Raw genomic sequence first — 21,392 nt, 5'->3', positions numbered from 1 at the left:
TATAGCATATTAAGTTAATATAATAATACATATAAAAGGAATTTTCTTGGATTTCATTTTAGATGGAATTTTAAGTGCTTTTGGACTGCTTTTTAACGGGGACGAATCAACTTACTCAGCTATATTTGCCACACTTAAAAGCTCTAGCGTATCAATCATTTTAGCACTTTTATTAGGACTTCCGATAGGTTTTATTTTAGGATTTTACAAATTTGCTGGGTTTAAGGCATTAAGGCTTATTAGCGATACCATGCTTGCAATGCCAACAGTTGCCATCGGACTTATTATCTACGCCTTTATCACGAGAAATGGACCACTTGGAGAACTAGGGCTACTTTTTACCCTAAAAGCCGTAATGCTCGGACAGTTTGTACTAGCACTACCCATTATCGTTTCACTAAGTGCTAGCGTAGTTGAAAATATGGATGAAAAGCACCGCCTAACTATAATGTCCTACCGCCTAGAGCCACTTGAATGCGCACTGTGTGTGCTTTATGAGCTTCGCTACTCGCTTATGGTGGTTGTTGCCACTGCTTATGGGCGCATCGTTGCTGAAGTTGGTGTAGCTATGCTAATAGGCGGAAATATAAAGTATTTTACCCGCACCATCACAACCGCCATCTCACTAGAAACAGGTAAGGGCGAATTTAACATGGGTATCGCTCTAGCCCTTGTGTTAATCGCCATAGCTTTTGGCGTAAATTTATTAATTCATGCACTAAAAAGGCTAGATAGATGATAGAAATTTCAGATCTAAAATTTCAATACAAAAACTTTGATGTGCTTGATATTAATAGTTTGTTTATAAATACAAATATAACAACTGCGCTTTGTGGCTCAAACGGAAGTGGCAAAAGCACACTTTTAAAGTGTATAGCTGGGCTTTTAAAACCAAAAAGTGGCAGTGTAAAAATTTGGGGTAAGACCGTATCTAAAATGAGTCAAAATGAACTAAAAAACATAGCCATCATGCTACCAGAACCAAGCCTTTTAAAAAGAAGTGTACGAGAAAATTTTAAATTTGCCCTAAAAAGCGTGGGAGCGCAAGATAAATTTAATGAGCGAACGCAAGAAACGCTGTCGCTTGTAGGGCTTGATGAGAGTTTTTTAGAGAAGAGGCACTTTGAGCTAAGCTCAGGGCAAAATAAACGCGTGGCATTTGCCCTGCTTTTAAGCCTAAGAGCTAGATTAAATTTACTTGATGAGCCTACAAATGCCGTTGATTTAAGCACGGCTCGTCTTTTTAGTAAAGCCATCGAATATGCTAAAAAGGAGTGGGAGTCAAATTTCATCATCGCAAGCCATGATGAAAAGTGGTTAAGTGCAATAAGTGATGAGAGTGTATTTTTACACAATGGACGGATTAGTGAATTTGAGTTAAAAAATATATATGAAGCAATTAATGGTGTGATAAATTTTGGTGAATTTAGCCTTGTTTTGCCACAAAATTTACAAAATTCAAAGAAAGTCGCTATAAATCAAAATTTAGTCCATATAAACCAACCAAATGCAAATTTTAGCGGTATATTACACTCAGTCTCTCTTTACTATGGTAAAAACGCCCTTGTTAAGATAAAGGCTGGCGACTTTTTGATAAAGTGTGTTATAGAGGCTACTCGTATCAAAAAAGAGGAGCTCACAACTGGTAAAATAGTAAAATTTAACATCGACAAGCGGGCTTTTTTAAGCATAGAATAGTAAAATAATAAAAAACAAAGTTAAGGATAAAAATGATACAAACTTGCCTTTTCCCAGCTGCAGGATATGGCACTCGCTTCTTGCCAGCGACTAAATCTTTACCAAAAGAGATGCTTCCTATACTTACAAAACCGTTAGTACATTATGGTGTTGATGAGGCACGCGAGGCTGGCATGGACAGTATGGCGTTTGTTGTTGGGCGTGGCAAGAGAGCTTTGGAGGATTATTTTGACATTAGCTATGAACTTGAACATCAAATAGCCGGCACAAATAAAGATCCGCTACTTGCTGATATTCGCGCCCTTATGGATAGCTGTAAATTTTCATTTACTAGACAAAATGAGATGAGAGGCCTTGGGCACGCTATATATACTGGAAAGACACTTGTGCGTGACGAAGCCTTTGGTGTGATATTAGCAGATGATCTTTGCATAAATGAACACGGGGAAAATGTCCTTTCTCAGATGGTTAAAATTTACGAGCGCTACCGATGTAGTATAGTTGCCGTAATGGAAGTTCCTATGGATGCAACAAGAAGCTATGGAGTTATAAGTGGGCGAAATATCGAGGATGATCTCATAATGGTTGATGATATGGTTGAAAAGCCAGAGCCTGATAATGCACCAAGTAACTTAGCAATAATTGGCAGATATATCTTAACGCCAGATATTTTTGATATATTAGAAAGAACAGAGCCAGGGAAAAATGGCGAAATTCAAATCACTGACGCCCTAAAAACACAGGCTAAGCAGGGTATGGTTTTAGCATATAAATTTAAAGGCAGGAGATTTGACTGTGGTTCTATCGATGGCTTTGTAGAAGCAACAAACTACTTTTATGAAAAAGAATATGGTCAAAAATAACTTTTTTTTTAACCTTGCTAAAAGTGCTGATATATCTGCTTTTGTTACTCGTATAAACGATGAGTTTGCAAGTGGTGAGGTTGGGTACTACCATCTTCCATCAATCGCAGCTGAAATTTTAGAACAGACAAAAGAGTACGAAAAAAACCTTTATAATATAAAAAATATCGTACTTGTAGGCATTGGCGGAAGTAGTCTTGGAGTAAAAGCTATACATACCATGCTTGATGTAAAAGAGCCAAAAAGAGAGCTTTTTTTCCTTGATAATGTAGATCCGCATACATTTTTAAGCGTTACTAACAAGATTAATTTTAGTGAAACTCTATTTATCATAAGCTCAAAATCAGGCACCACAATAGAAACCATAAGCTTATTTAAATGTATATTAGAACTTTATAAACCAAGCGATATGTCTAAAAATTTTATGGTCATAACAGACCCAAATACAAGCCTAGAGGTCTACGCAAAAAGTAAAAACTTACCAGTTTTTAACATCCCAGAAAATGTTGGCGGTCGCTTTAGTGTTCTAAGTGCGATTGGCATAGTTCCACTTATGCTTTGTGGATACAATGCAAGAGCTATTTTAGATGGTGCAAAGGCATGTCAAACACGCTATATAAAGGAAGGTGATGAGAGTCTAGTCGCAAAGGCTTATCACTACGCTACACACATAAATGCTCATATAAATGTCATCTTTAGCTACTCTGATCGCTTTTTTGAATTTAATGACTGGTATGTCCAGCTTTGGGCAGAAAGCCTGGGTAAGAAAAAGGGATATAAGCGTGTTGGACGAACACCTATTGGACTTATTGGGAGTCGTGACCAACATAGCTTTTTACAACTCATAATGGACGGAATGAAAGATAAAACAATAACTTTTATAAAAATAGCACAAAATGAGGCTATAAAAATTCCAAATACCTCACTTTCTGGACTTGAAGGCTGTGACTTTGTGTCTGGACTTGAACTTGCAGAGCTACTTAATATGCAGTGCGATTCAACCATAAAAGCTCTTGTGCAAGAGGGATTAAGTGTCGATGTTATAGAGCTTGACAGGCTTGATGAGTGGCACATAGGATATCTCATCTACTACTATGAGCTACTAACTTCAGCTACTGGTATAATGCTGGGCATCAACACCTACGATCAGCCAGGCGTTGAGATTGGCAAACGCATTTTAAAAACAATGCTTTTAAAGTAATTTTATTTTCTTAAATATAAGGTGGTAAATTTACCCCTTTATCCCCTTTTTTAACTTTCGTACTAAAAATCTAGCAGAGTGTAGCTCGTTAAATAGAGACTTTTCTATACAAAGAGGTCTGCCAGTTATTAAATCACAAAGCAGTGTCGCTCCAAGAACAGCCGTACCAAGCCCTCTTGAACCATGAGCAAAATTTACAAAAACATTTGGCTCATAGCTAGCCCTTAAGGCACTTGGCTTTTTCTTGCTCCAAAAAAGATCACCAAAATCACGCATATAAGCTGCCTCATCATGCAATGCTCCTATAATAGGAAAACGATCTGAACTATAGCTTCTATACCCTACTCTTGAGCCTAAAATCTCTACCTTACTAAGGTCATTTTTTTGTATTTTTTGAGATAAATCTTGACTTAAAAACTCGCTTATTTTTTCTAAATTTTCAGCATCATCACCATCTCTTGGCAGGTCATAAATTTCATTTCTAGAGTATGTTGCACCCGCCACTTGAATACCATCTTTGGCTGGCGTGATATAACCTTTTGCACTCAGTGCAGCCGATATATCAAGTATCTCATCGACATGAGTTACTTGACCTCGCACCGAGCTTATAGGTAGGTTTTTAAAAATTTGCACACTATGACTACCTGTTGCAAAGATCAAAATATCTGTTTGCACACTCTTTTGTTTATCAAATTTAACACTTATTTTACCATTTTTAAGGTGTTTATGACTTATATATCGGTGCTTAAAAAGTATATTTTGCCCACGAGCTGCTATCTTACACATCTTTTTAGGGCGAGCAGTTGCTCCATCTTTGATAAATACCGCTGGATAGGGCCTTGCCATCATATCAAAAGAAAAAATTTCATCATTTACTCCCTTATGCAGAAAATATCTACTTTTTAGCGTATCATCAAAAGCAAATTCCCAAGCGCCGTTAAATTCTATCTCTTTTTTACTCATTGTATTTTTATAAAAATTTACAGCTTGCAAAAAGGCATTTATATGCATACGACCAAGATTTACATCTGGTTTTGTTAAAAGCGGAACAAGTATGCCACAGTGGTTACCAGAGCCATTTGTGGCTAGCTCTTCATGCATCTCTGCGATAGTAGTTTTAAAACCAAGAGCACTAAGCATAAACGCGCTCACACACCCAGCAACACCAGCGCCTATTATCAGTACATTTTTACCATTTGAAGGCTTAGGACGGCTAAAATATGGCTCTTTGATAAGCTTGCTCTTTTCATTTAGTACAGCATGACTCATCTGGCGCTTTTTTGCATAACCCTTACGAAGCTCTAATAAAAAACCAGATAAGGCAAAATTTTCACGCACGATTTTTGCGCAAGAGTATGTTCTAGCAATAGCTTTTACTCTACTAAGACGAGCTATATGATTAAAAATTTCAATACTCCACATTGTTTCATTTTTACTCGGTGCAAATCCATCTAAAAACCAAACATCAGCTTGAAAATCCAGCTCTTTAAGCATCAAGCTTGCATCGCCAAGGCAAAGATCAAGTGTTATATTTGAGGTAAAATTTATACGATGAATGCCAGAAACTCGGGGTGGTAACAGCTTTGAAAGGCGAGTAGCATCTCGTTTTAGCGTGCCAAGTTTAGCATAGATTTCAACCATATCTTTAGCATCCATCAAAAACGCCTCTATGCTTACAAAGTGTAGTTTTTTGTGGCTATTTTTAAATTTTTGACAAAGGTTTAAAAAATTTAGCCCAGCACCAAAGCCAAGCTCAGCTACGATAAAAATATCTTGATTATCCCAAATTTCATCAACTGCGCTAGCAAAGACATATTCACTCTCGGCCCTTGCACCGTCAGTGTTAAAATAAATGTCGTCAAAATCCTCACTGTAAGCTGTATCACCCTTAAAACTTAGCCGTGGCTTTTTCATCTTTGTGTCTAAAATTTGTTGTTTCGAAAATATGCCGCTACACCGTCAGCGATACCCTTTGCAAGGGCATCTTGATATGCATCCTCATACAATCTAGGTCCTTCAACTGGATGTGTTATATAGCCTATCTCTACTAAAACTGCTGGCATAAGCGCACCTACAAGCACCCAAAAAGGTGCCTCTCTTACACCACCATCACTCACTCCCTTATATCTTGCTCTAGTATTTTTTAATAACTCACGCTGAACATCGATAGCTAGTTTATTTGAAGCGATGATCTTTTCACGGTTTAAGAAATTTAAAAATGTTTGCTGAGAGAAATAATTCATCTCTTCAATGTCAGATTTATTTTCAAGTGCAGCGGCATTTTTACTACGCTCAGAGCGTGCTGGCGAGAGGAAAAATGTCTCGATACCATCCATAGTTTTAGCTTTGGTGGCATTTGGAGCGGCATTTGCATGCACTGAGATGAAAAGATCAGCCATCTTGTCGTTTGCAAATTTTGTCCTTGAACGAAGATTTATAAAAATATCTGTGCTTCTAGTAAAATAGACCTTGTGTCCTTGCTTTTGAAGCTCCTTAGCAAGTTTTTTTGAAACTGCTAAGACGGCTATTTTTTCTTTTAAATTTCCATTTACTGCCCCAGGATCATTGCCCCCATGTCCAGGGTCTATGACAACCACAAGAGAGGGTATCTTTTTGTTTGAATTTATGGCTAAAGGAGCTTGTTTTGTCTGGCTTTGCTGCTTTGGTTTTGTTACGGCTTTATCCTTTATAGAACTACTTTGCTTTGCATTATTTACAAATTCTTTATTTGTTAAAATAAGCATATTTCCAGCAACTTGTATATCAATATTACTTTGAGATGTATCGCTAAATACTATGCGAACCGTACTTTTGTCAAATTGACTTATGCGTATCTCATCAACTAAAAAGTTTTTATAAGTAAGACCTTTGCCATTTAAAACGCCCTTTATATCTATGACATTTCGGTATTTATTGTTGTTATTTAGGGTAAAAATTTTAAGCTCATTTGAGGAAATTTCTTGATTAAATTTTAAATTTAAAACATTATCTCCCTTGCTGGCGCTAAGCAAATAAATCTGACTAGAGTTGGGCGACTTACTTTGACTAGAGTTTTTTGTATCACTTGCGCGACCACCTAGTTTTTTTAGATCATTTTCATAGCCACTAGAATTTAACCCAAGTGCCTTTGAACTTTGAATAAGGCGGGTAAGAGCTTGCATTTTTAAAGCATTATCGCTTTTTAAAATAGCGTTCATATAAAGCTTTTTAAGATCCTCATGAATTTTTGTCTTTACATTTTTTGAGCCACCATCAAAACTAGCATCAAATCTTTCAATAGCAGAGTTAGCAAATAGCGACAAAGCCATTAGTAAAAGGACAAAAATTTTACGCATTTTCACCATGAGTAAGCTTTTTTATAAGCTCTTTTACACTTATAATCTCTTTTAATTTATATCCATTTGATCCAGTAAAAAACAGACCTGTCTCTTTTATGCCACTAAAAGCATCAAATAAACGATCCGCGATACAATACCCAACCTCTTTTGCCTCTTTACCACGCTGGCATGGGGCTACACAGTTGCTGATACACTGAATTTTTGGTGCTAGCTTCTTTTCTATAAGGGAAAATAAATTTGTATTTATACCACGAGCTGGATAGCCAACCGGACTTTTTATCAGCTTTATATCCTCCTCTTTTGCCTCTATTAGCATTTGTTTTAAATTTTCATGTGCATCGCATTCATGTGTGCCTATAAACCGCGTACCCATTTGAACGCCATCTGCACCAAGCTTAATAGCCTTTTTGATATCCTCTTTATCCCAAATTCCGCCCGCTGCAAACAATGGAAAGTCGCTCCACTCTTTTATCTCAGCCTTTACTTGAGGGATTAGCTTTTCAAGCTGATACTCAGGATCTAAGCACTGCTCATATGTAAAACCTTGATGACCGCCGCTTAGCGGACCTTCAAGCACAACTGCATCTGGTAAGCGATTGTAGCGTTGCTGCCAGCGTTTGCAGATGATTTTAAGAGCTTTTGCAGAACTTACTATGGGAACTAAAGCTACATGTTTAAAATTTTGCGTAAATTCAGGCAAATTTGTAGGAAGACCCGCACCTGAAATAATGATATTAAAACCAGCTTCACAGGCATCTTTTACAACCCTTGCATAATCATTTGCCGCATACATTATATTTACTCCTAACGGCATATCCCCACACCTTTTGCGAGCATTGTCTATGATGGCTTTTAAGCCTTCACGAGAGTAAAAATTTTCACTGCCTAGTGGCTTTAAATTTAACTCTTTGCTGATATGAGCGCGGTTTTCATAATGTCCAGTACCGACTGAGCTTATAACACCAAGCGCGCCTTCTATGCTAACTGCTGAAGCAAGCTTATCCCAGCTGATACCAAGCCCCATGCCACCTTGAATGATTGGAATTTTTATCTCATATTGACCTATTTTTACTGGCTGAAGTTGCATTATTTTACCTTTAGTTTTGCAAATTTTTTCTTGCCTACTTGCAAGACATATTCGCCTGCCTCAAGCTTAAGCTGCTCATCTTTTATCTTTTGCTGATCTATGCTAACAGCGTTTGCTGCGATATCTCTGCGCGCTTGTGAGTTTGTTGGAGTTAGCTTGCACATACTAAGAGCCTCCACTATCCAAGCAGGCGCGCTCATCTCAAAACAAGGCATATCACTTGGCAATTCGCCACTTGCATGCACGCTATTAAACTCATCTCTTGCCTTTTGGGCTGCTGCTTCATCATGATAGCGAGCTGTGATCTCAAAAGCAAGGTCCTCTTTTGCCTTTTTAGGATGGTACTCGCCTTTTTCAACGGCTGTTTTAAGGGCTAAAATCTCATCATTTGACTTTGCGCTAAGTAGCTCATACCAGCGCCACATAAGCTCATCTGATATGCTTAAAGTTTTAGCAAACATATCATTTGCATTATCTGTCACGCCGATGTAATTACCCAAGCTTTTGCTCATCTTATTTGCACCATCAAGTCCCTCAAGAAGTGGCATCATGATGACAGCTTGCTCTTTGCCAACATTATAAACGCGCTGAAGGGTGCGCCCCATGAGTAGGTTAAATTTCTGATCCGTTCCACCCATCTCGATATCACACTTCATCGCGACGCTATCATATCCTTGAAGTAGTGGATACATAAACTCGCTTATACTTATCGGAGTGCCTGCTTTTAGGCGTTTTTCAAAGTCATCACGCTCTAGCATTCTAGCTACTGGAAATGTGCTAGTAAGCTCTATAACGCCAGCAGCGCCTAGCTCGTTACACCAAGTTGAGTTAAACATGACCTTAGTTTTGTTTGGATCTAAAATTTTAAAAACCTGCTCTTCATAGGTCTTAGCATTTTTCATAACAGTTTCGCGGTCTAGCTTTTTTCTAGTTACTGACTTGCCACTTGGATCGCCGATTTGTCCTGTAAAATCGCCTATTAAAAACTGGATAATCGCTCCGTGCTTTTGCAAAAGTGCCATTTTGGTTAAAATAACAGAATGCCCTAAATGAAGGTCTGGAGCTGTTGGATCAAAGCCAGCTTTGATGTAGAAATTTTCACCCTTTTCATAAAAATTTTTTATCAAATTCTCAACGCGTTGCTCATCTATCATCTCGGCAACACCGCGTTTTATCTCTTGCATTATCTTAGACAAGTCAGCCATTTTCTCTCCTTTTAGTTATTATGATAGGGATCATTTAATGACACAAAGTCAATAACCTTAAAACGATCTCTAAGCTTATCACGAACATCGTTTGCATCGATATTTTCAGCAATCTCAACACTCATCACAAAAAGCTCACCAGCTACATCAGTACTCTCATTTAGTTTAATGGTCGCTAAATTTACATCAAGCCTTGCTAAGTAGGTCAAAAACTCAGCCAACGCACCCTTACGATTTTCTAAATTTAAGATGATTTTGTAGCGATGAGGAGCATTTCTTGTCCATTTTACAAATATCATCGGCACACCTTGCTCCATCAGCTTTGCTGAACGCTCGCAAAGCTTGTGATGTACGCTCACACTATGTCCATACTGAAAGCCTATGATACTATCGCCCCTTTTTGGATTGCAACAATAATCAAACTCGACATTAGAAATTTTATGGTTTGAGTATATCACAATATTTTCAAATTTTTGTTTTTTTACCTCATATTTATCACCAAGTCCTAGTAAAAATGGGCGCTCTTTACGCACATTTTTTTTAAGCATACTCACAACATCTTTTAAAAATACCGAATCTGTTGCTATCTTGTGTAATTTTTTAGTTAAATTTTCATTCTCGCACCATTGCAAAACTTTTGCTTTTGGTACATCAAATATATTTACCAAAATATCAACGGCAGCGTTGTGATTAATATCTTTTATCTTTTGCTTGCAGTAAGAACGAATAGTAGCCCTGGCTTTTCCTGTGCGAACGCTACTGATCCACGAACATCGGTACTTTGGCTCATCATCAGTTACTATACGAACTATGTCGCCATTTTTTAACTCAGTTAAAAGGGGCATTTTTACTCGATTTATGTAAGCCTCTTTTGCGTAAAGTCCAATCTGAGTATGCACCTCATAGGCATAATCAAGCGCGGTCGCACCTCTTGGCAGGGTAAATATCGTACCTTTTGGCGAATAAACAGCTATATCTTCGATATAAAGGCTATCTTTTGCATACTCATAAAGCTCTTCTGGGTTATTCTCAGCCTCATTTTGCATACTTATGTCGCTTAACCAGTCAAGCTTTGGATTTAACAAACCCTCTTTTCCGTTTTTATACTTCCAGTGGGCGGCGACACCGTATTCTGCTGTTTTGTGCATATCATAGCTTCTGATTTGTACTTCAAATATACTTTTATCATCAAATATCGTTGTATGTATCGTCTGGTAGCCGTTTTGCTTTGGAAGTGCCACATAGTCTTTAAATCTTGATATGAGAGGACTAAAATTTATATGCAAATTCCCAAGCGCAAGATAACAGCTTTGTGGGTCATTGACCAAAATTCTAATCGCCAATAAGTCAAGTACCTCTTCGATAGAGATACCCTTGCGTTGCATTTTTAGATAGATAGAGTAGTGGTGTTTTATGCGTTTTTGTATCTCAAAACTACCGTCACTAAAACCATTTTGCAGTAAAAGCACTGAGACTTTGTCGTAAAATGCGTTAAGCTTAAGTGCAAGTTGCTGCTTATGCTCATTTAAGTAACTATCTATTTTTTCATACTCTTGTGGCAAAACATATCTAAAACTCAGATCTTCAAGTAAATTTTTTATAGACGAAATTCCAAGTCTATGGGCTATGGGTGCATAAACCATAAGCGTCTCTTCGGCTATACGCTTTTGTTTTTCAGGTTTTAAAGCCTGAAGCGTTAGCATATTATGCAGTCTATCACAAAGTTTTACGACTAAAACTCGTACATCTTCTATAGATATAAGAAGCATACGACGAAAAGTTAGTGCCGAGTTTGCCAAGCGTTCGTTGCTATCAGAGCTTGCGAGCTTATCCTCGCGGATACTAACAATCTTTGTAAGCCCCTCAACAAGCTTTGTTACCCCATCGCCAAAATCAGCTCTAATATCAGATAGCTCTGCGCTCGTATCTTCAACAACATCGTGCAAGATAGCAGCCATAAGCATATCTTCATCACCACCCATATAAGCAACAATCGATGAGACTAAGATGGGGTGTATAGCATAAGGCTCGCCACTCTTTCTATACTGTCCTGCATGCGAAGTAACACAATAATCTATCGCCTTTTCTACTTGAGCAGAAACAGGAAACAGTGAAAAAAGAAGCTCCTTAGCCGCCTGAACGCTACGACAAAGTCTTATCTCTTCGATTAGTTCATCTATAAAGATGTTATTTTTCTTCAACAAATGCCTCTAAGCCGATCTTGCCTTCAGCCACTTCAAGTAGCGCAATGTCTGCAAATTTCATCTTGCTTGTATCAGACGCGACCAAAACATTTGCGCCATTAGCAAGTGCCTCAGCACGCTTTGCAACGATAAGCGAAAGCTTATATCTGTCATCTCCAACTTGTTTTAGTGCTCTTGCTGTTATTTGTTCTGTTCTCATTTTTTTTCCTTTAAATTTTATTTTACGATTGAATAAGCTGCATTTTCTTCGTTTTGTATAATGCGTAAAAGATTACCCTCTTTAAACATGTTACAAACTAAGATCGGCAGTGAATTATCTTTTGCTAACGCTATAGCGGTATCATCCATAACTTTTATATCATCTTGCATAGCCTGCTCGTAGCTTAGTGATTTTAATAACTTTGCATCATCAAATTTATTTGGATCTCTATCATAAACTCCATCTACTTTTGTAGCTTTAATAATCATATTTGAACCAATCTCAATCGCTCGTAAAGTAGCTGCAGTATCTGTTGTGAAGAAAGGATTGCCCGTACCAGCAGCAAATATCACGACTCTATTTTTTTCTAAATGACGGTTAGCTCTGCCAACAATAAATGTTTCACAGATAGCCTCCATCTTTATAGCGCTTTGAACGCGCACATCAAGCCCACTACGCTCCAAAGCTTCACGCATAGCTATTGAGTTTATAACGGTTGCTAGCATACCCATGTGATCACCACTTGTTCGTCTTATAATTCCATCTTTTGCAGCACTTACGCCACGGATAATGTTGCCACCACCAATGACTATACCAACCTCTATGCCAGCTTCTATTAAACTTTTTATCTCATCAGCTATAAATTTTAGTATCGAGCTGTCTATACCAAAACCATTTGCACCAGCCAAAGCTTCACCTGAAAATTTTACCAAAACACGCTTTTTCTTGCCCATATCTTACTCCTTAAATTTTGCCAATTTTACCAAAAAAAGCTTTAAAAGCGGCTAATATCGTTACTTTCCGCCGATAAGTTCGAGTGGATCAATGTGGTAATTTTTTTGCGTAACTTCAAAAGTTAGCTCATCTCTAATGCGTCCTATTATTGCGCCCTTTTGCACTCTTGTGCCGACTTTTATATTTGGCGCGATATGACTAAGGTGAGCATAGATGGTGTGTATATTATTCTCATTTTCAACAATGACAACATTTTCAAGTAGTGGAGTTTGTTTAGCAAAAACAACTTTTCCATTTAAGACACTTTTTACCTTTTCGTCTGGGGTGTTCGAGCGTAGCACAACAGACTCATTAAAAATTTTGATATTATAAATCGGATCAACATAGTTACCAAATTTTTGCTTTACTGTATAATTATCAAGTGGGGCGATAGTCTTTGCACCAGTATAGCGCTTAACAGTACTTTTTTGATATCCAGAACCCACCTGCCTTACGCTATCAGAACTATCAGCTTTTTTGGCTGCAGCCGCTTGTTCTTTAGCTCTAGCAGCCTCTTCATCTTCACGCTTTGCGATGATAGAAAGCTCTTCAAGTGTCTTTCTTATCTCATCTTGTTGAGACTGAAGTTTTGCTAGCTTTTTAGTATAAATTTCCTTATCTCGGCGCAAATTTTCAAGAGTGCTTTTTTGCCTATCGCTAAGACTTAGCAGCTCAGACTGCTTGCTTTTATACTCTTTTATGCTGTCTTCTATCTTGTTTATTTTGTCAGATTTATTTTTGATCAAATTTAATGTAGCCTCATAGTCTTTTGCCATCTTTTTAAAATCATCTCTTAAGACATTGTTTAACTTAGCCAAAATTTGAGTTGCGACTATGCTCTCCTCGCTCTCACTAACACCTTGATCATCTAAGATAAGATCGAGCGAAAAGTCCTCAGCTATGATACGCACGATGTTTTGCTCTATCTCTTTTTGTGTTTGCATAAGATCTTTGTTTTGTGATGTTAGCTCTTTAAGCTCTTTGTTTGCTTCAGTCGCATTACCTTCAAGAACTGAAATTTGAGTTTTGAGCTTAGCGATATCTGCATTTATATTTTTTAAATTTTTATCCCCATTTATGATGTCGCTAGCAAGCTCGTCAAGTTTTTTATTTAGTTGCAAACTCATCTTTTCGCTTGATCTTAGCGTCTTTTTTGAGTCACTAATCTTTTCTTTTGTGCTAGGCGCACCAAGCAAGGCACAAGAAAGTAGAATGAGTACTAGAAATTTCTTATTCAACTTACTTAGCCTTCGCCATTACTACACTAACAACAAACATGCTAAGCAAAAAGGCCACACCAGCAAGCACAAACGCCTCCTCAAGCATAATGGAAGGTAACACAATGTCTATTTGTGAAACCATACTTGCTACTTGCGAGAAATTTGGCAAAAACTCAAACAAACAAACAACAGCAATGGTCGCGATGATAGCATCAAGCACAGCACTTTTATAAAGCACAGCACTTTTTAACATAAAAGATGCCCCAAAAAGGCTCATAATCTCGATACGCTCCTTATTTTGATATATCCAAAGGCTTATCTGTCTTGCCATTAAAAGCGTGCCAATAACTGCTATAAGTCCCATAAATACATACGAAAGAGTGCGTGTTATGTTTAAAATTTTATAAACTTTATCGTGTGTTTTTGAAAAAGTCTCGATCTTTGTAATGCCATCTAGTTTTAAAAGCTTTGAACGAATTTCCTTCATATACTCAGTGCTTGGAAAGGAATTTAGTTTAAGGGAGTAAAATTTTGGCAATGTGTTTTGTAGTATTGATAAATTTTTAGATGAGATGTCATTTGAAAGGCGCTCAATAATCTTTTGAGTTCCTAAATTTTCAAGCGATCTAAAAGTTGGGACTATCGGTCGGATAAAATTTTCATCTATCTCTTTTGTTGTTACTAGTACTATATTATAGTCGTTTGCCATGAGTTGCTCGTAGTTTTTAACGACCGTATTTGAAAGAAAACTAAATTGTATGCTAGCTAAAATAGCTACTAATGCCAGGATAAATCCAATGTTGTTTTTAAGCGATCTCATTAACATCTCCATCATTTATAACAAAATGGCGGTAAGGTATGCGAAGCGTGGTTGGAATATGGTGCGTAACAACAACTATAGTAGTTCCAAGATACTCTTTTGCTGAGTTTAGAAGCGACCATATAACATCGCTAGAGTACTCATCAAGGTTGCCCGTTGGCTCATCGCAAAGCAAGATGTCTGGATTATGTGCTAAAGCCCTAGCCATGGCTACCCTCTGCTGTTCGCCACCACTTAACTCAAGTGGATACTTGTGTGCTTTATGAAGCATATTTACATGATTTAGAAGTTTTGCAGCTTGGGCTTTGCAGGTGCTTTGAGAAATTCCTTTTATGATTAACGGAAGCATAACATTTTTCTCTACGCTCCACTCATTTATAAGACGGTAATTTTGAAAGATGATACCTATTTTTTGTCTTACTTTATTTAAATTTTTCTCACTAATGTCTATCAATGAGTTTAAACAAACCTCAAGCGCGCCCGCCCTAGGCACTATCTCTCCGTAAAGTGATTTTAAAAGCGTTGATTTACCGCTTCCGCTTTTTCCAGTGATAAACACAAAGTCGTTTTTTCTAATATCAAAATTCGCATCTTTTATAATAATCTCTTCATGTTCGTATGAGAGCATCAAATTTCTGGCTTGTATTATGCTTTGCATTTTACTAAAATTTCCTTTATCTTCTCATGTGCTTGCAAATTTGTACGCGTTAAAAGTGGTTTTTTTATAAAGTACTCACATTTTTTATCTTCAAATTTTATAAAGCTATGCTCTGGTTTATTAAACGATCCAAACGCAACCCTAATGACTACGATGCCGTTTTCATTATGATAAATTTCTTCAAAATGGACAAAAAAATCATCGCATTTTATCGTCTCATTTTTAAAGCTTTGTATTACTTTTTTAGTATCATAAATATCTAAAAAAACCATATCATCAAGCGCAACCAACTCATCACTTTGACTTTTAGCTGTATAAAATAGGTCAAAAATATCCTTATCTTGGCTCTTCCAGCGGTCTTCATATTTACTTGAGACTTCAAGATCGACATTTTTTTGTATTGAAATTTTTGAATTTCTTAGCTCCAAAAAAGTCGCACAAGTAAAATCAACATACATCTTACTGTCGCTTCTAAGCTCAAAAACACCACCCACTTTTAGCACACGCTCACACTCTGTGGCAAACTCAGATGAAACCACACGGCGATGTGGGCTATCATCCCATGGAACTGGAAAATGCAGGTAAATTCTATCTATAATATTTGAGCCAACAAGTGATAAAAATAGCCTTGCATCGGTATTTAAAAGCTTGATATTTTGTAAATTTTGAACACTTGCAAGCTTGCTTACTTGCTCTATGCTTGGCTTATAAACTTCTATACCAATAAATAGGGCATGTGGGTTATTTTTAGCCTGAAAAAGCAAGTGCCTTCCAGAGCCAAAACCTATCTCTATAAAAATTTTATCATAGTTTTTGATAAAATCTAAAAGCTCTAAAATTTTATCGCCTTCAACAACACTTGCAAGCTTTTGAGGCTCTTTTTTGCTCTTGTTTTGTATAGCTTCACTAAGTATATCATCCGCTAGGTTGTCTTTATAAAAACAAAGTGCCTTTTGAAGAGATGAGATTCTTGCTGGCTTACTTAGCTTATCACCTTTTACAACAAAATTTCCATCACTTTTTTGTTTTAAAGTTATAAAAAATGTCTCTCCCAAGCTTTGGGCGCAAATAAGCTTTTCGTTTCTACCTTTAACCTCCCAAAGCAACCCTACTTGATCTTTTGCAAAAGGATATTTTATGGGTTTTAGTTTTTTTGCTATGAAATTTGGCATTATTTTGTACTTACTTTTATAGTGTTTGAGGCTTTTGATGTGATACCGTATTCATCAACCGCCATTATCTTATACTCATAACTTTGACCCTGCTGCAAAGCTGTATCTGTGTAGGTAGTTGCATTAATGCCATTTATCTTTTTGTCTGTACCACCGCTTCGTACTATCGTATAAGAATTTGCTCTAGCAACCTCACTCCAAGAAAGATATATGCTGCTACCATCAAAATTTGCTGATATTAGTACTGGTGCAGCTGGTTCGCCAAGCGTCATGCCAACAATACCTTCATCCTGCCTTAAGCTTTCAAGCTCATCTTTATCTACAACAGTTATTTTATAATACATCGTAACACCATTATCATTTACAAGGTCTTCATAACTGTTGCCACTAACTTTTGCGATATGCGAATATGGTAAAAATTTACTTGAAGTCCTATATATATTATAGTGCGAAAAGTCATCAAAACTCACACTATCCCAAGTTAGTATGATCTTTTTTGGGGCGTTTTTGCTTGCTACTATATTTTTTACCCCCTTAGGGTAACTCCTTTGTTGTTGCTGTAACTATCTCGCTTGGTTTTGAGAGCGTTTTTTGTGCAGTTTTTACATGCACCGTGTATCTGTATGTGTTACCAGGCTTTACTTTTTGATCGATAAATTCGGCACTAAGTCTGCCCTTAACCTCTGCAACTTCACTAAAATCACTAGACTTTGCGTCAGCTCTTTTTATCACATAGCTTATGACGCTGTTATCTGGATGTGGGCGCCAGATAAGCTTTACTCTATTTGGAAGTCCATTTATAGCTTGTACAAATGGGACAGAATTTAAAAGTGGTTTTGTAGCAACCTTTACGGTTTGGCTAGCTGGCGAAACCGCATTGCTTGAGTAGCTTCTAATCTGATACGAATATGTGGTCTCTGGCGCCAAATCCCTATCGACATAATGCGTTGCATAACGGTCATTTATATGACCAACAACAAAAAATTTATTATCGCTTGGGTTTAGCCTATAAAGATAGTAGCCAAGCACATTTTCATCATTAATCGGAGTCCATTCAAAGCCAATCTCAGTCGTGTCAGCTATGGTTAAAAAGTTATTTATAGTTGGTAGCGACGCGCTTTGTTGAGTCGGAACTTTTGAGCCACAACCAGCTAGGATGATCGCAAAAAGCGGCACTAAGAGAGCTAGGGCAAATTTTTTCATCAAGTAACTCCTTGGTTATTTTTTTCTCTAATAAATTTTTAAAATCTTCATACAAAGGTGCTATAAACTCAACCATCTCGCCACTTCTGGGATGAATGAAGTAGAGCATATAAGCATGAAGCATAACTCTATTTATTTTACCTTTTTCGCTCTTAAATCCGTATAAATCATCACCCAAAATATATCGATTTATCGAAGAAAGATGCACTCTTATCTGATGAGTTCTGCCAGTAAAAAGCTTTGCAGCTATCAAATTTACGCCATCATTTGAAATTAAATTTAAAAATGCGCTTTTTGCCTCTTTTGCCCCACTAACAATAGCCCTTTTTAGCCTATTTGAGCTATTTCTTCCGATAGGGCGATCGACTATGCATTTTTCTTTAAGTGCTAAATTTGTGAGCGCAAGATAAATTCTGCCCATGCTTTTATCACTTAACTGAGCAGATAGTGCGGCGTGAGTAGCGTTATTTTTAGCTACAACAATAGCTCCACTTGTGCCCTTATCAAGCCTGTGAACTATACCAGCGCGCACATCTCCGTTTAAATTTGAGAGCATACAACCTTTTTTCTCTAACCACTCAACCATACTAGCCTCTTTTACACTTGGCGCACCATGAACCACTACATGAGGCGGTTTGTTTAAAACAAGCAAGTCATCATCTTCATAAATGATGGGTATATCAAATTTGACTTCGTATTGACTTACGCTCTCTTTTCTTTCACCAAATTTTACGCAAATTTTATCATCTGGCTCAATTTTTAGAGAAGCTTTTGTTGCTGGTTTTAAATTTACGCTTACAAGGCTATCTTTTATCAAATTTAGAGCTTGATTGCGTGAAATTTTAAGCTCATTTGCAACTGCAATATCAAGTCTTTGTGGCTGTGTCGGAGAAAATTCAACCAAATTTTTACCTTTTCGTGTTATAATTAAGCTAAAAACAAGGTTAGCTCATTTGATAGTTTTTGATAGGCGTATTTTAACACATTTTGACTTTTTACAGCCTTTGCTCGTTGTACCAATTATAATTTTTTCACACATTTTAGTTTCAGAAGCAAGCCAAATGCTAGCAAATAAACAGCTTGTGTATTTTGGTGTTGGCTTTGTTGTTTTTTGTATATTTTTTATATTTCCCATTAGAAAACTTGAGTGGCTGATACCTAGTTTTTACTGGCTTTGTATCGGACTTTTAATCGCAGTTGAAATTTTTGGAGCAAGCAGACTTGGAGCACAAAGATGGCTTGAGATACCTTTTGTTCATTTTACTATTCAGCCATCTGAGTTCATGAAGCCAGCTCTTTTGCTAATGCTTGCCTATCTTATAAAAAAGCGACCGCCACCAGAAGAGGGATACGGGATAAAAGAATTCTTACGCCTTAGTATATATATACTTTTGCCTTTTATTCTCATCATGAAAGAGCCTGATCTTGGGACTGCACTCGTACTTTTGCTGGTTGGATATGCTGTGCTTTTTGTTATAGGTGTTGATAAGAAAATTTGGATTACGATTTTTATTGCTATTGGTGTTTGCGCGCCTTTAATATATGAAAATTTGCACGATTATCAGAAGAAACGCATTACAGATTTTCTCTCTGAAGAGCCAAGCTATCATGTAAAGCAAAGCATTATAGCCATAGGTAGTGGCGGACTTGCTGGTAAGCCAAAAGATGAGGCTACACAGACACATTTTAAATTTTTACCGATTGCGACGAGTGATTTTATATTTGCTTACAATATTGAGCGTTTTGGCTTTTTTGGAGCACTTGGCGTACTTGGAATTTATGCACTTTTAATTTTTCATCTATTAAGCCTAAACTACATACTCAAAAAGGACTTTTTTACGCAAGTTATTACAACTGGACTTGCGATACTAATATTTATCTATGTTGGAGTAAATGTGTCTATGACGATAGGCTACGCGCCAGTTGTAGGGGTTCCTTTGCCATTTTTTAGCTACGGCGGAACTAGCTTTATAACATTTATGGTTCTTTTTGGAATTTTGCAAAATTTGCTTACATTTAGATTTGACTTTACAGGGAAATTTTTACAAATTCAAAAGTAAAATTAAAAAAGTGGGCTAAGTTGCCCACAAATATTTTTATGAAAGTCCTGAAATTTCTCCATTTGCCGTATCTATCTTCATGCCACATGCAGCAGGAATTTTCGCAAGCCCTGGCATAAGCATTATCTTACCACAAACAGCGACTATAAAACCAGCTCCAGTACGAATCTCTAAATCTTTTACACTAAATTTAAAATCTTTAGCCCTTCCTAAAAGAGTTGCATCATCACTAAAGCTATACTGTGTTTTGGCTATACAAACTGGCATAGCTTCAAGTCCTAGCTCTTTTATCTTTGTAAGTGCTTTTTGTGCAGCTTCTTCAAAAATAACATCACTTGCACCATAAATCTTAGTAGCTATCTTTGTAATCTTGGTTGCAATGTCATCATCTAGCCCATAAGCAAAGTTTATTTTGCTTGGCTTTTCACACTCTTCAAGGACAAATTTTGCAAGTTCTATCGCGCCTGCACCACCTTTTGCAAAATTCTCACAAACTGCCATTTTAACGCCATTTTGCTCACAGTAATCACGAACGATTTTGATCTCTTCATCAATATCAAAACCAAAGCGATTTAAAGCTACGACTACATTTTGTCCAAATTTATCTTTTAAATTTTCGATATGTCCGCCTAGATTTACTATGCCATTTTTTAGAGCCTCTTCATTTGCAACACTAAGCTCTGTCTTTTGCGCTCCACCGTTGTGTTTTAGTGAACGGATAGTAGTTACTAAAACAACAGCATTTGGTGCCAAATCAGCAATACGACACTTGATATCAAGAAATTTTTCAGCACCAAGCTCTGAGCCAAAACCAGCCTCAGTAACTACATAATCAGCTAAATTTAGTGCAGTTTTTGTGGCTACTATAGAGTTGCAACCATGTGCGATATTAGCAAATGGTCCACCATGAACCAAGGTTGGAGTTTGCTCAATAGTTTGGAACAAATTTGGTTTTATAGCATCTTTTAAAAGTATGCAAACAGCGTCCGCACAACCCAAATCTCGTACATAAATAGGTTTGCCATCTTTATCATAAGCAACCATGATATTTGAAATTTTTTCTTTTAAGTCTGCAAGACTAGTTGCAAGGCAAAGTATCGCCATAATCTCACTTGCAGCAGTGATGTTAAATCCATCTTCGCGCTCTACGCCATCAGCTTTACCACCCTGTCCAACGGTTATAAATCTAAGCGCACGGTCATTCATATCCATGCAGCGCTTCCATAAAATTTTATCAATATTTAGCGGGTTGTCTTGATGTAAGCTGTTATCAAGTATGGCTGAGATAAGGTTGTTTGCCGATGTTATAGCATGAAAGTCGCCAGTAAAATGCAAATTTAGATCTTCCATCGGCGCAAGCTGTGAGTATCCACCACCAGCAGCTCCCCCTTTTATACCAAAAACTGGGCCCAGAGATGGCTCACGAAGAGCTAGGCAAACTTTTTTATTTAGCTTACTTAATGCGTCTGCAAGCCCTACTGAAGTTGTTGTTTTGCCCTCTCCAAATGGAGTTGGATTAGTTGCGGTAACTAAGATGAGTTTTGAGCTTGAAGCTTTAAGACGAGGGGAAATTTTACCTTTGTATTTTCCATAAAGTTCTATGTCATCTTCACTAAGCCCTAGCTTTTGCGCTACTTTTACTATATGTTCAAGCTTTGCTTGATGTGTTATCTCAATGTCACTTAGCATT

20 protein-coding genes are annotated in these 21,392 nt (G+C 37.2%); 5 read left to right on the top strand and 15 right to left on the bottom strand.

Features of this window, described 5'->3' with window-relative positions; translation table 11 throughout:
• Positions 1–46: 46 nt before the first annotated feature.
• Genes tupB through U5B17_RS01040 form a run of 4 tightly spaced genes read left to right on the top strand, consistent with a single transcriptional unit; the run spans position 47 to position 3,762 of the window.
• A complete protein-coding gene (gene tupB / locus U5B17_RS01055; protein WP_430803517.1) occupies positions 47–739 on the top strand; it encodes a tungstate ABC transporter permease TupB in 693 nt (230 codons plus the stop codon).
• The gene (tupC, locus tag U5B17_RS01050) at positions 736–1,698 is read left to right on the top strand and encodes a tungstate ABC transporter ATP-binding protein TupC (RefSeq protein ID WP_430803516.1); all 963 of its coding nucleotides are present in this window, start codon (positions 736–738) and stop codon (positions 1,696–1,698) included. The genes tupB and tupC overlap by 4 nt, the downstream gene beginning before the upstream one ends.
• A 32-nt stretch (positions 1,699–1,730) precedes the next feature.
• A complete protein-coding gene (gene galU / locus U5B17_RS01045) occupies positions 1,731–2,561 on the top strand; it encodes a UTP--glucose-1-phosphate uridylyltransferase GalU (RefSeq protein WP_430803515.1) in 831 nt (276 codons plus the stop codon).
• Positions 2,548–3,762, top strand: coding sequence for a glucose-6-phosphate isomerase (locus U5B17_RS01040; protein WP_430803852.1), 1,215 nt, complete (start codon positions 2,548–2,550; stop codon positions 3,760–3,762). The genes galU and U5B17_RS01040 overlap by 14 nt, the downstream gene beginning before the upstream one ends.
• A gap of 30 nt (positions 3,763–3,792) precedes the next feature.
• Here U5B17_RS01040 and mnmC read toward each other — a convergent pair whose 3' ends face one another.
• The 14 genes from mnmC to U5B17_RS00970 all read right to left on the bottom strand — a co-directional run bounded on the left by mnmC (position 3,793) and on the right by U5B17_RS00970 (position 18,546).
• Positions 3,793–5,676: a bifunctional tRNA (5-methylaminomethyl-2-thiouridine)(34)-methyltransferase MnmC2/FAD-dependent 5-carboxymethylaminomethyl-2-thiouridine(34) oxidoreductase MnmC1 gene (gene mnmC, locus U5B17_RS01035; protein WP_430803514.1), complete on the bottom strand. Its 1,884-nt coding sequence runs from the start codon at positions 5,674–5,676 to the stop codon at positions 3,793–3,795.
• Positions 5,677–5,684: 8 nt separating this feature from the next.
• On the bottom strand, positions 5,685–7,097 hold the full coding sequence (locus U5B17_RS01030; RefSeq protein WP_430803513.1) for an N-acetylmuramoyl-L-alanine amidase: 1,413 nt from the start codon (positions 7,095–7,097) through the stop codon (positions 5,685–5,687).
• Positions 7,090–8,187, bottom strand: coding sequence for a nitronate monooxygenase (locus tag U5B17_RS01025; protein WP_430803512.1), 1,098 nt, complete (start codon positions 8,185–8,187; stop codon positions 7,090–7,092). The genes U5B17_RS01030 and U5B17_RS01025 overlap by 8 nt, the downstream gene beginning before the upstream one ends.
• On the bottom strand, positions 8,187–9,392 hold the full coding sequence (tyrS, locus tag U5B17_RS01020) for a tyrosine--tRNA ligase (protein ID WP_430803511.1): 1,206 nt from the start codon (positions 9,390–9,392) through the stop codon (positions 8,187–8,189). The genes U5B17_RS01025 and tyrS overlap by 1 nt, the downstream gene beginning before the upstream one ends.
• An 11-nt stretch (positions 9,393–9,403) precedes the next feature.
• Positions 9,404–11,593 (bottom strand): RelA/SpoT family protein, encoded by a 2,190-nt coding sequence (locus U5B17_RS01015; RefSeq protein ID WP_430803510.1) that lies wholly within the window; start codon positions 11,591–11,593, stop codon positions 9,404–9,406.
• A complete protein-coding gene (locus U5B17_RS01010) occupies positions 11,580–11,795 on the bottom strand; it encodes a DNA-directed RNA polymerase subunit omega (protein WP_430803509.1) in 216 nt (71 codons plus the stop codon). The genes U5B17_RS01015 and U5B17_RS01010 overlap by 14 nt, the downstream gene beginning before the upstream one ends.
• A gap of 17 nt (positions 11,796–11,812) precedes the next feature.
• On the bottom strand, positions 11,813–12,529 hold the full coding sequence (gene pyrH / locus U5B17_RS01005) for a UMP kinase (RefSeq protein ID WP_430803508.1): 717 nt from the start codon (positions 12,527–12,529) through the stop codon (positions 11,813–11,815).
• 60 nt (positions 12,530–12,589) lie between these two features.
• The gene (locus U5B17_RS01000) at positions 12,590–13,807 is read right to left on the bottom strand and encodes a murein hydrolase activator EnvC family protein (protein ID WP_430803507.1); all 1,218 of its coding nucleotides are present in this window, start codon (positions 13,805–13,807) and stop codon (positions 12,590–12,592) included.
• A 1-nt stretch (position 13,808) separates the two neighbouring features.
• On the bottom strand, positions 13,809–14,609 hold the full coding sequence (locus tag U5B17_RS00995; RefSeq protein ID WP_430803506.1) for a cell division FtsX domain-containing protein: 801 nt from the start codon (positions 14,607–14,609) through the stop codon (positions 13,809–13,811).
• A complete protein-coding gene (locus tag U5B17_RS00990; RefSeq protein ID WP_430803505.1) occupies positions 14,596–15,267 on the bottom strand; it encodes a cell division ATP-binding protein FtsE in 672 nt (223 codons plus the stop codon). Before U5B17_RS00990 ends, U5B17_RS00995 begins: the two co-directional genes overlap by 14 nt.
• Entirely contained in the window at positions 15,255–16,439 is a 1,185-nt protein-coding gene (gene trmB / locus U5B17_RS00985) for a tRNA (guanosine(46)-N7)-methyltransferase TrmB (RefSeq protein WP_430803504.1), read from the bottom strand. Before trmB ends, U5B17_RS00990 begins: the two co-directional genes overlap by 13 nt.
• On the bottom strand, positions 16,439–16,909 hold the full coding sequence (locus U5B17_RS00980; RefSeq protein ID WP_430803503.1) for a fibronectin type III domain-containing protein: 471 nt from the start codon (positions 16,907–16,909) through the stop codon (positions 16,439–16,441). The genes trmB and U5B17_RS00980 overlap by 1 nt, the downstream gene beginning before the upstream one ends.
• Before the next feature lie 64 nt (positions 16,910–16,973).
• Complete coding sequence (locus U5B17_RS00975; protein WP_430803502.1) at positions 16,974–17,642, bottom strand: fibronectin type III domain-containing protein; 669 nt, start codon at positions 17,640–17,642, stop codon at positions 16,974–16,976.
• Positions 17,533–18,546, bottom strand: a complete 1,014-nt coding sequence (locus tag U5B17_RS00970) for an RluA family pseudouridine synthase (protein WP_430803501.1) — start codon at positions 18,544–18,546, stop codon at positions 17,533–17,535. The genes U5B17_RS00975 and U5B17_RS00970 overlap by 110 nt, the downstream gene beginning before the upstream one ends.
• A gap of 49 nt (positions 18,547–18,595) precedes the next feature.
• Here U5B17_RS00970 and U5B17_RS00965 point away from each other — a divergent pair, with 49 nt between their 5' ends.
• Positions 18,596–19,702: an FtsW/RodA/SpoVE family cell cycle protein gene (locus U5B17_RS00965; RefSeq protein ID WP_430803500.1), complete on the top strand. Its 1,107-nt coding sequence runs from the start codon at positions 18,596–18,598 to the stop codon at positions 19,700–19,702.
• 36 nt (positions 19,703–19,738) lie between these two features.
• Here the strand turns inward: U5B17_RS00965 and U5B17_RS00960 are convergent, their stop codons facing one another.
• Positions 19,739–21,391 (bottom strand): formate--tetrahydrofolate ligase, encoded by a 1,653-nt coding sequence (locus tag U5B17_RS00960; protein ID WP_430803499.1) that lies wholly within the window; start codon positions 21,389–21,391, stop codon positions 19,739–19,741.
• Position 21,392: the final 1 nt, after the last annotated feature.

Source organism: Campylobacter australis (genome assembly GCF_050586305.1).
GTDB lineage: Bacteria > Campylobacterota > Campylobacteria > Campylobacterales > Campylobacteraceae > Campylobacter_A.
Note: the sequence above shows the minus strand (reverse complement) of the source record. Positions and strands in the feature narration are given on the sequence as shown.

Bases quoted from the DNA above. Each gene is read 5' to 3' on its own strand.
- tupC (WP_430803516.1), top strand. From the start codon at position 736: ATGATAGAAATTTCAGATCTAAAATTTCAATACAAAAACTTTGATGTG.
- galU (WP_430803515.1), top strand. From the start codon at position 1,731: ATGATACAAACTTGCCTTTTCCCAGCTGCAGGATATGGCACTCGCTTC.
- U5B17_RS01040 (WP_430803852.1), top strand. From the start codon at position 2,548: ATGGTCAAAAATAACTTTTTTTTTAACCTTGCTAAAAGTGCTGATATA.
- mnmC (WP_430803514.1), bottom strand. From the start codon at position 5,676: ATGAAAAAGCCACGGCTAAGTTTTAAGGGTGATACAGCTTACAGTGAG.
- U5B17_RS01030 (WP_430803513.1), bottom strand. From the start codon at position 7,097: ATGCGTAAAATTTTTGTCCTTTTACTAATGGCTTTGTCGCTATTTGCT.
- U5B17_RS01025 (WP_430803512.1), bottom strand. From the start codon at position 8,187: ATGCAACTTCAGCCAGTAAAAATAGGTCAATATGAGATAAAAATTCCA.
- tyrS (WP_430803511.1), bottom strand. From the start codon at position 9,392: ATGGCTGACTTGTCTAAGATAATGCAAGAGATAAAACGCGGTGTTGCC.
- U5B17_RS01010 (WP_430803509.1), bottom strand. From the start codon at position 11,795: ATGAGAACAGAACAAATAACAGCAAGAGCACTAAAACAAGTTGGAGAT.
- pyrH (WP_430803508.1), bottom strand. From the start codon at position 12,529: ATGGGCAAGAAAAAGCGTGTTTTGGTAAAATTTTCAGGTGAAGCTTTG.
- U5B17_RS00995 (WP_430803506.1), bottom strand. From the start codon at position 14,609: ATGAGATCGCTTAAAAACAACATTGGATTTATCCTGGCATTAGTAGCT.
- U5B17_RS00990 (WP_430803505.1), bottom strand. From the start codon at position 15,267: ATGCAAAGCATAATACAAGCCAGAAATTTGATGCTCTCATACGAACAT.
- trmB (WP_430803504.1), bottom strand. From the start codon at position 16,439: ATGCCAAATTTCATAGCAAAAAAACTAAAACCCATAAAATATCCTTTT.
- U5B17_RS00975 (WP_430803502.1), bottom strand. From the start codon at position 17,642: ATGAAAAAATTTGCCCTAGCTCTCTTAGTGCCGCTTTTTGCGATCATC.
- U5B17_RS00960 (WP_430803499.1), bottom strand. From the start codon at position 21,391: ATGCTAAGTGACATTGAGATAACACATCAAGCAAAGCTTGAACATATA.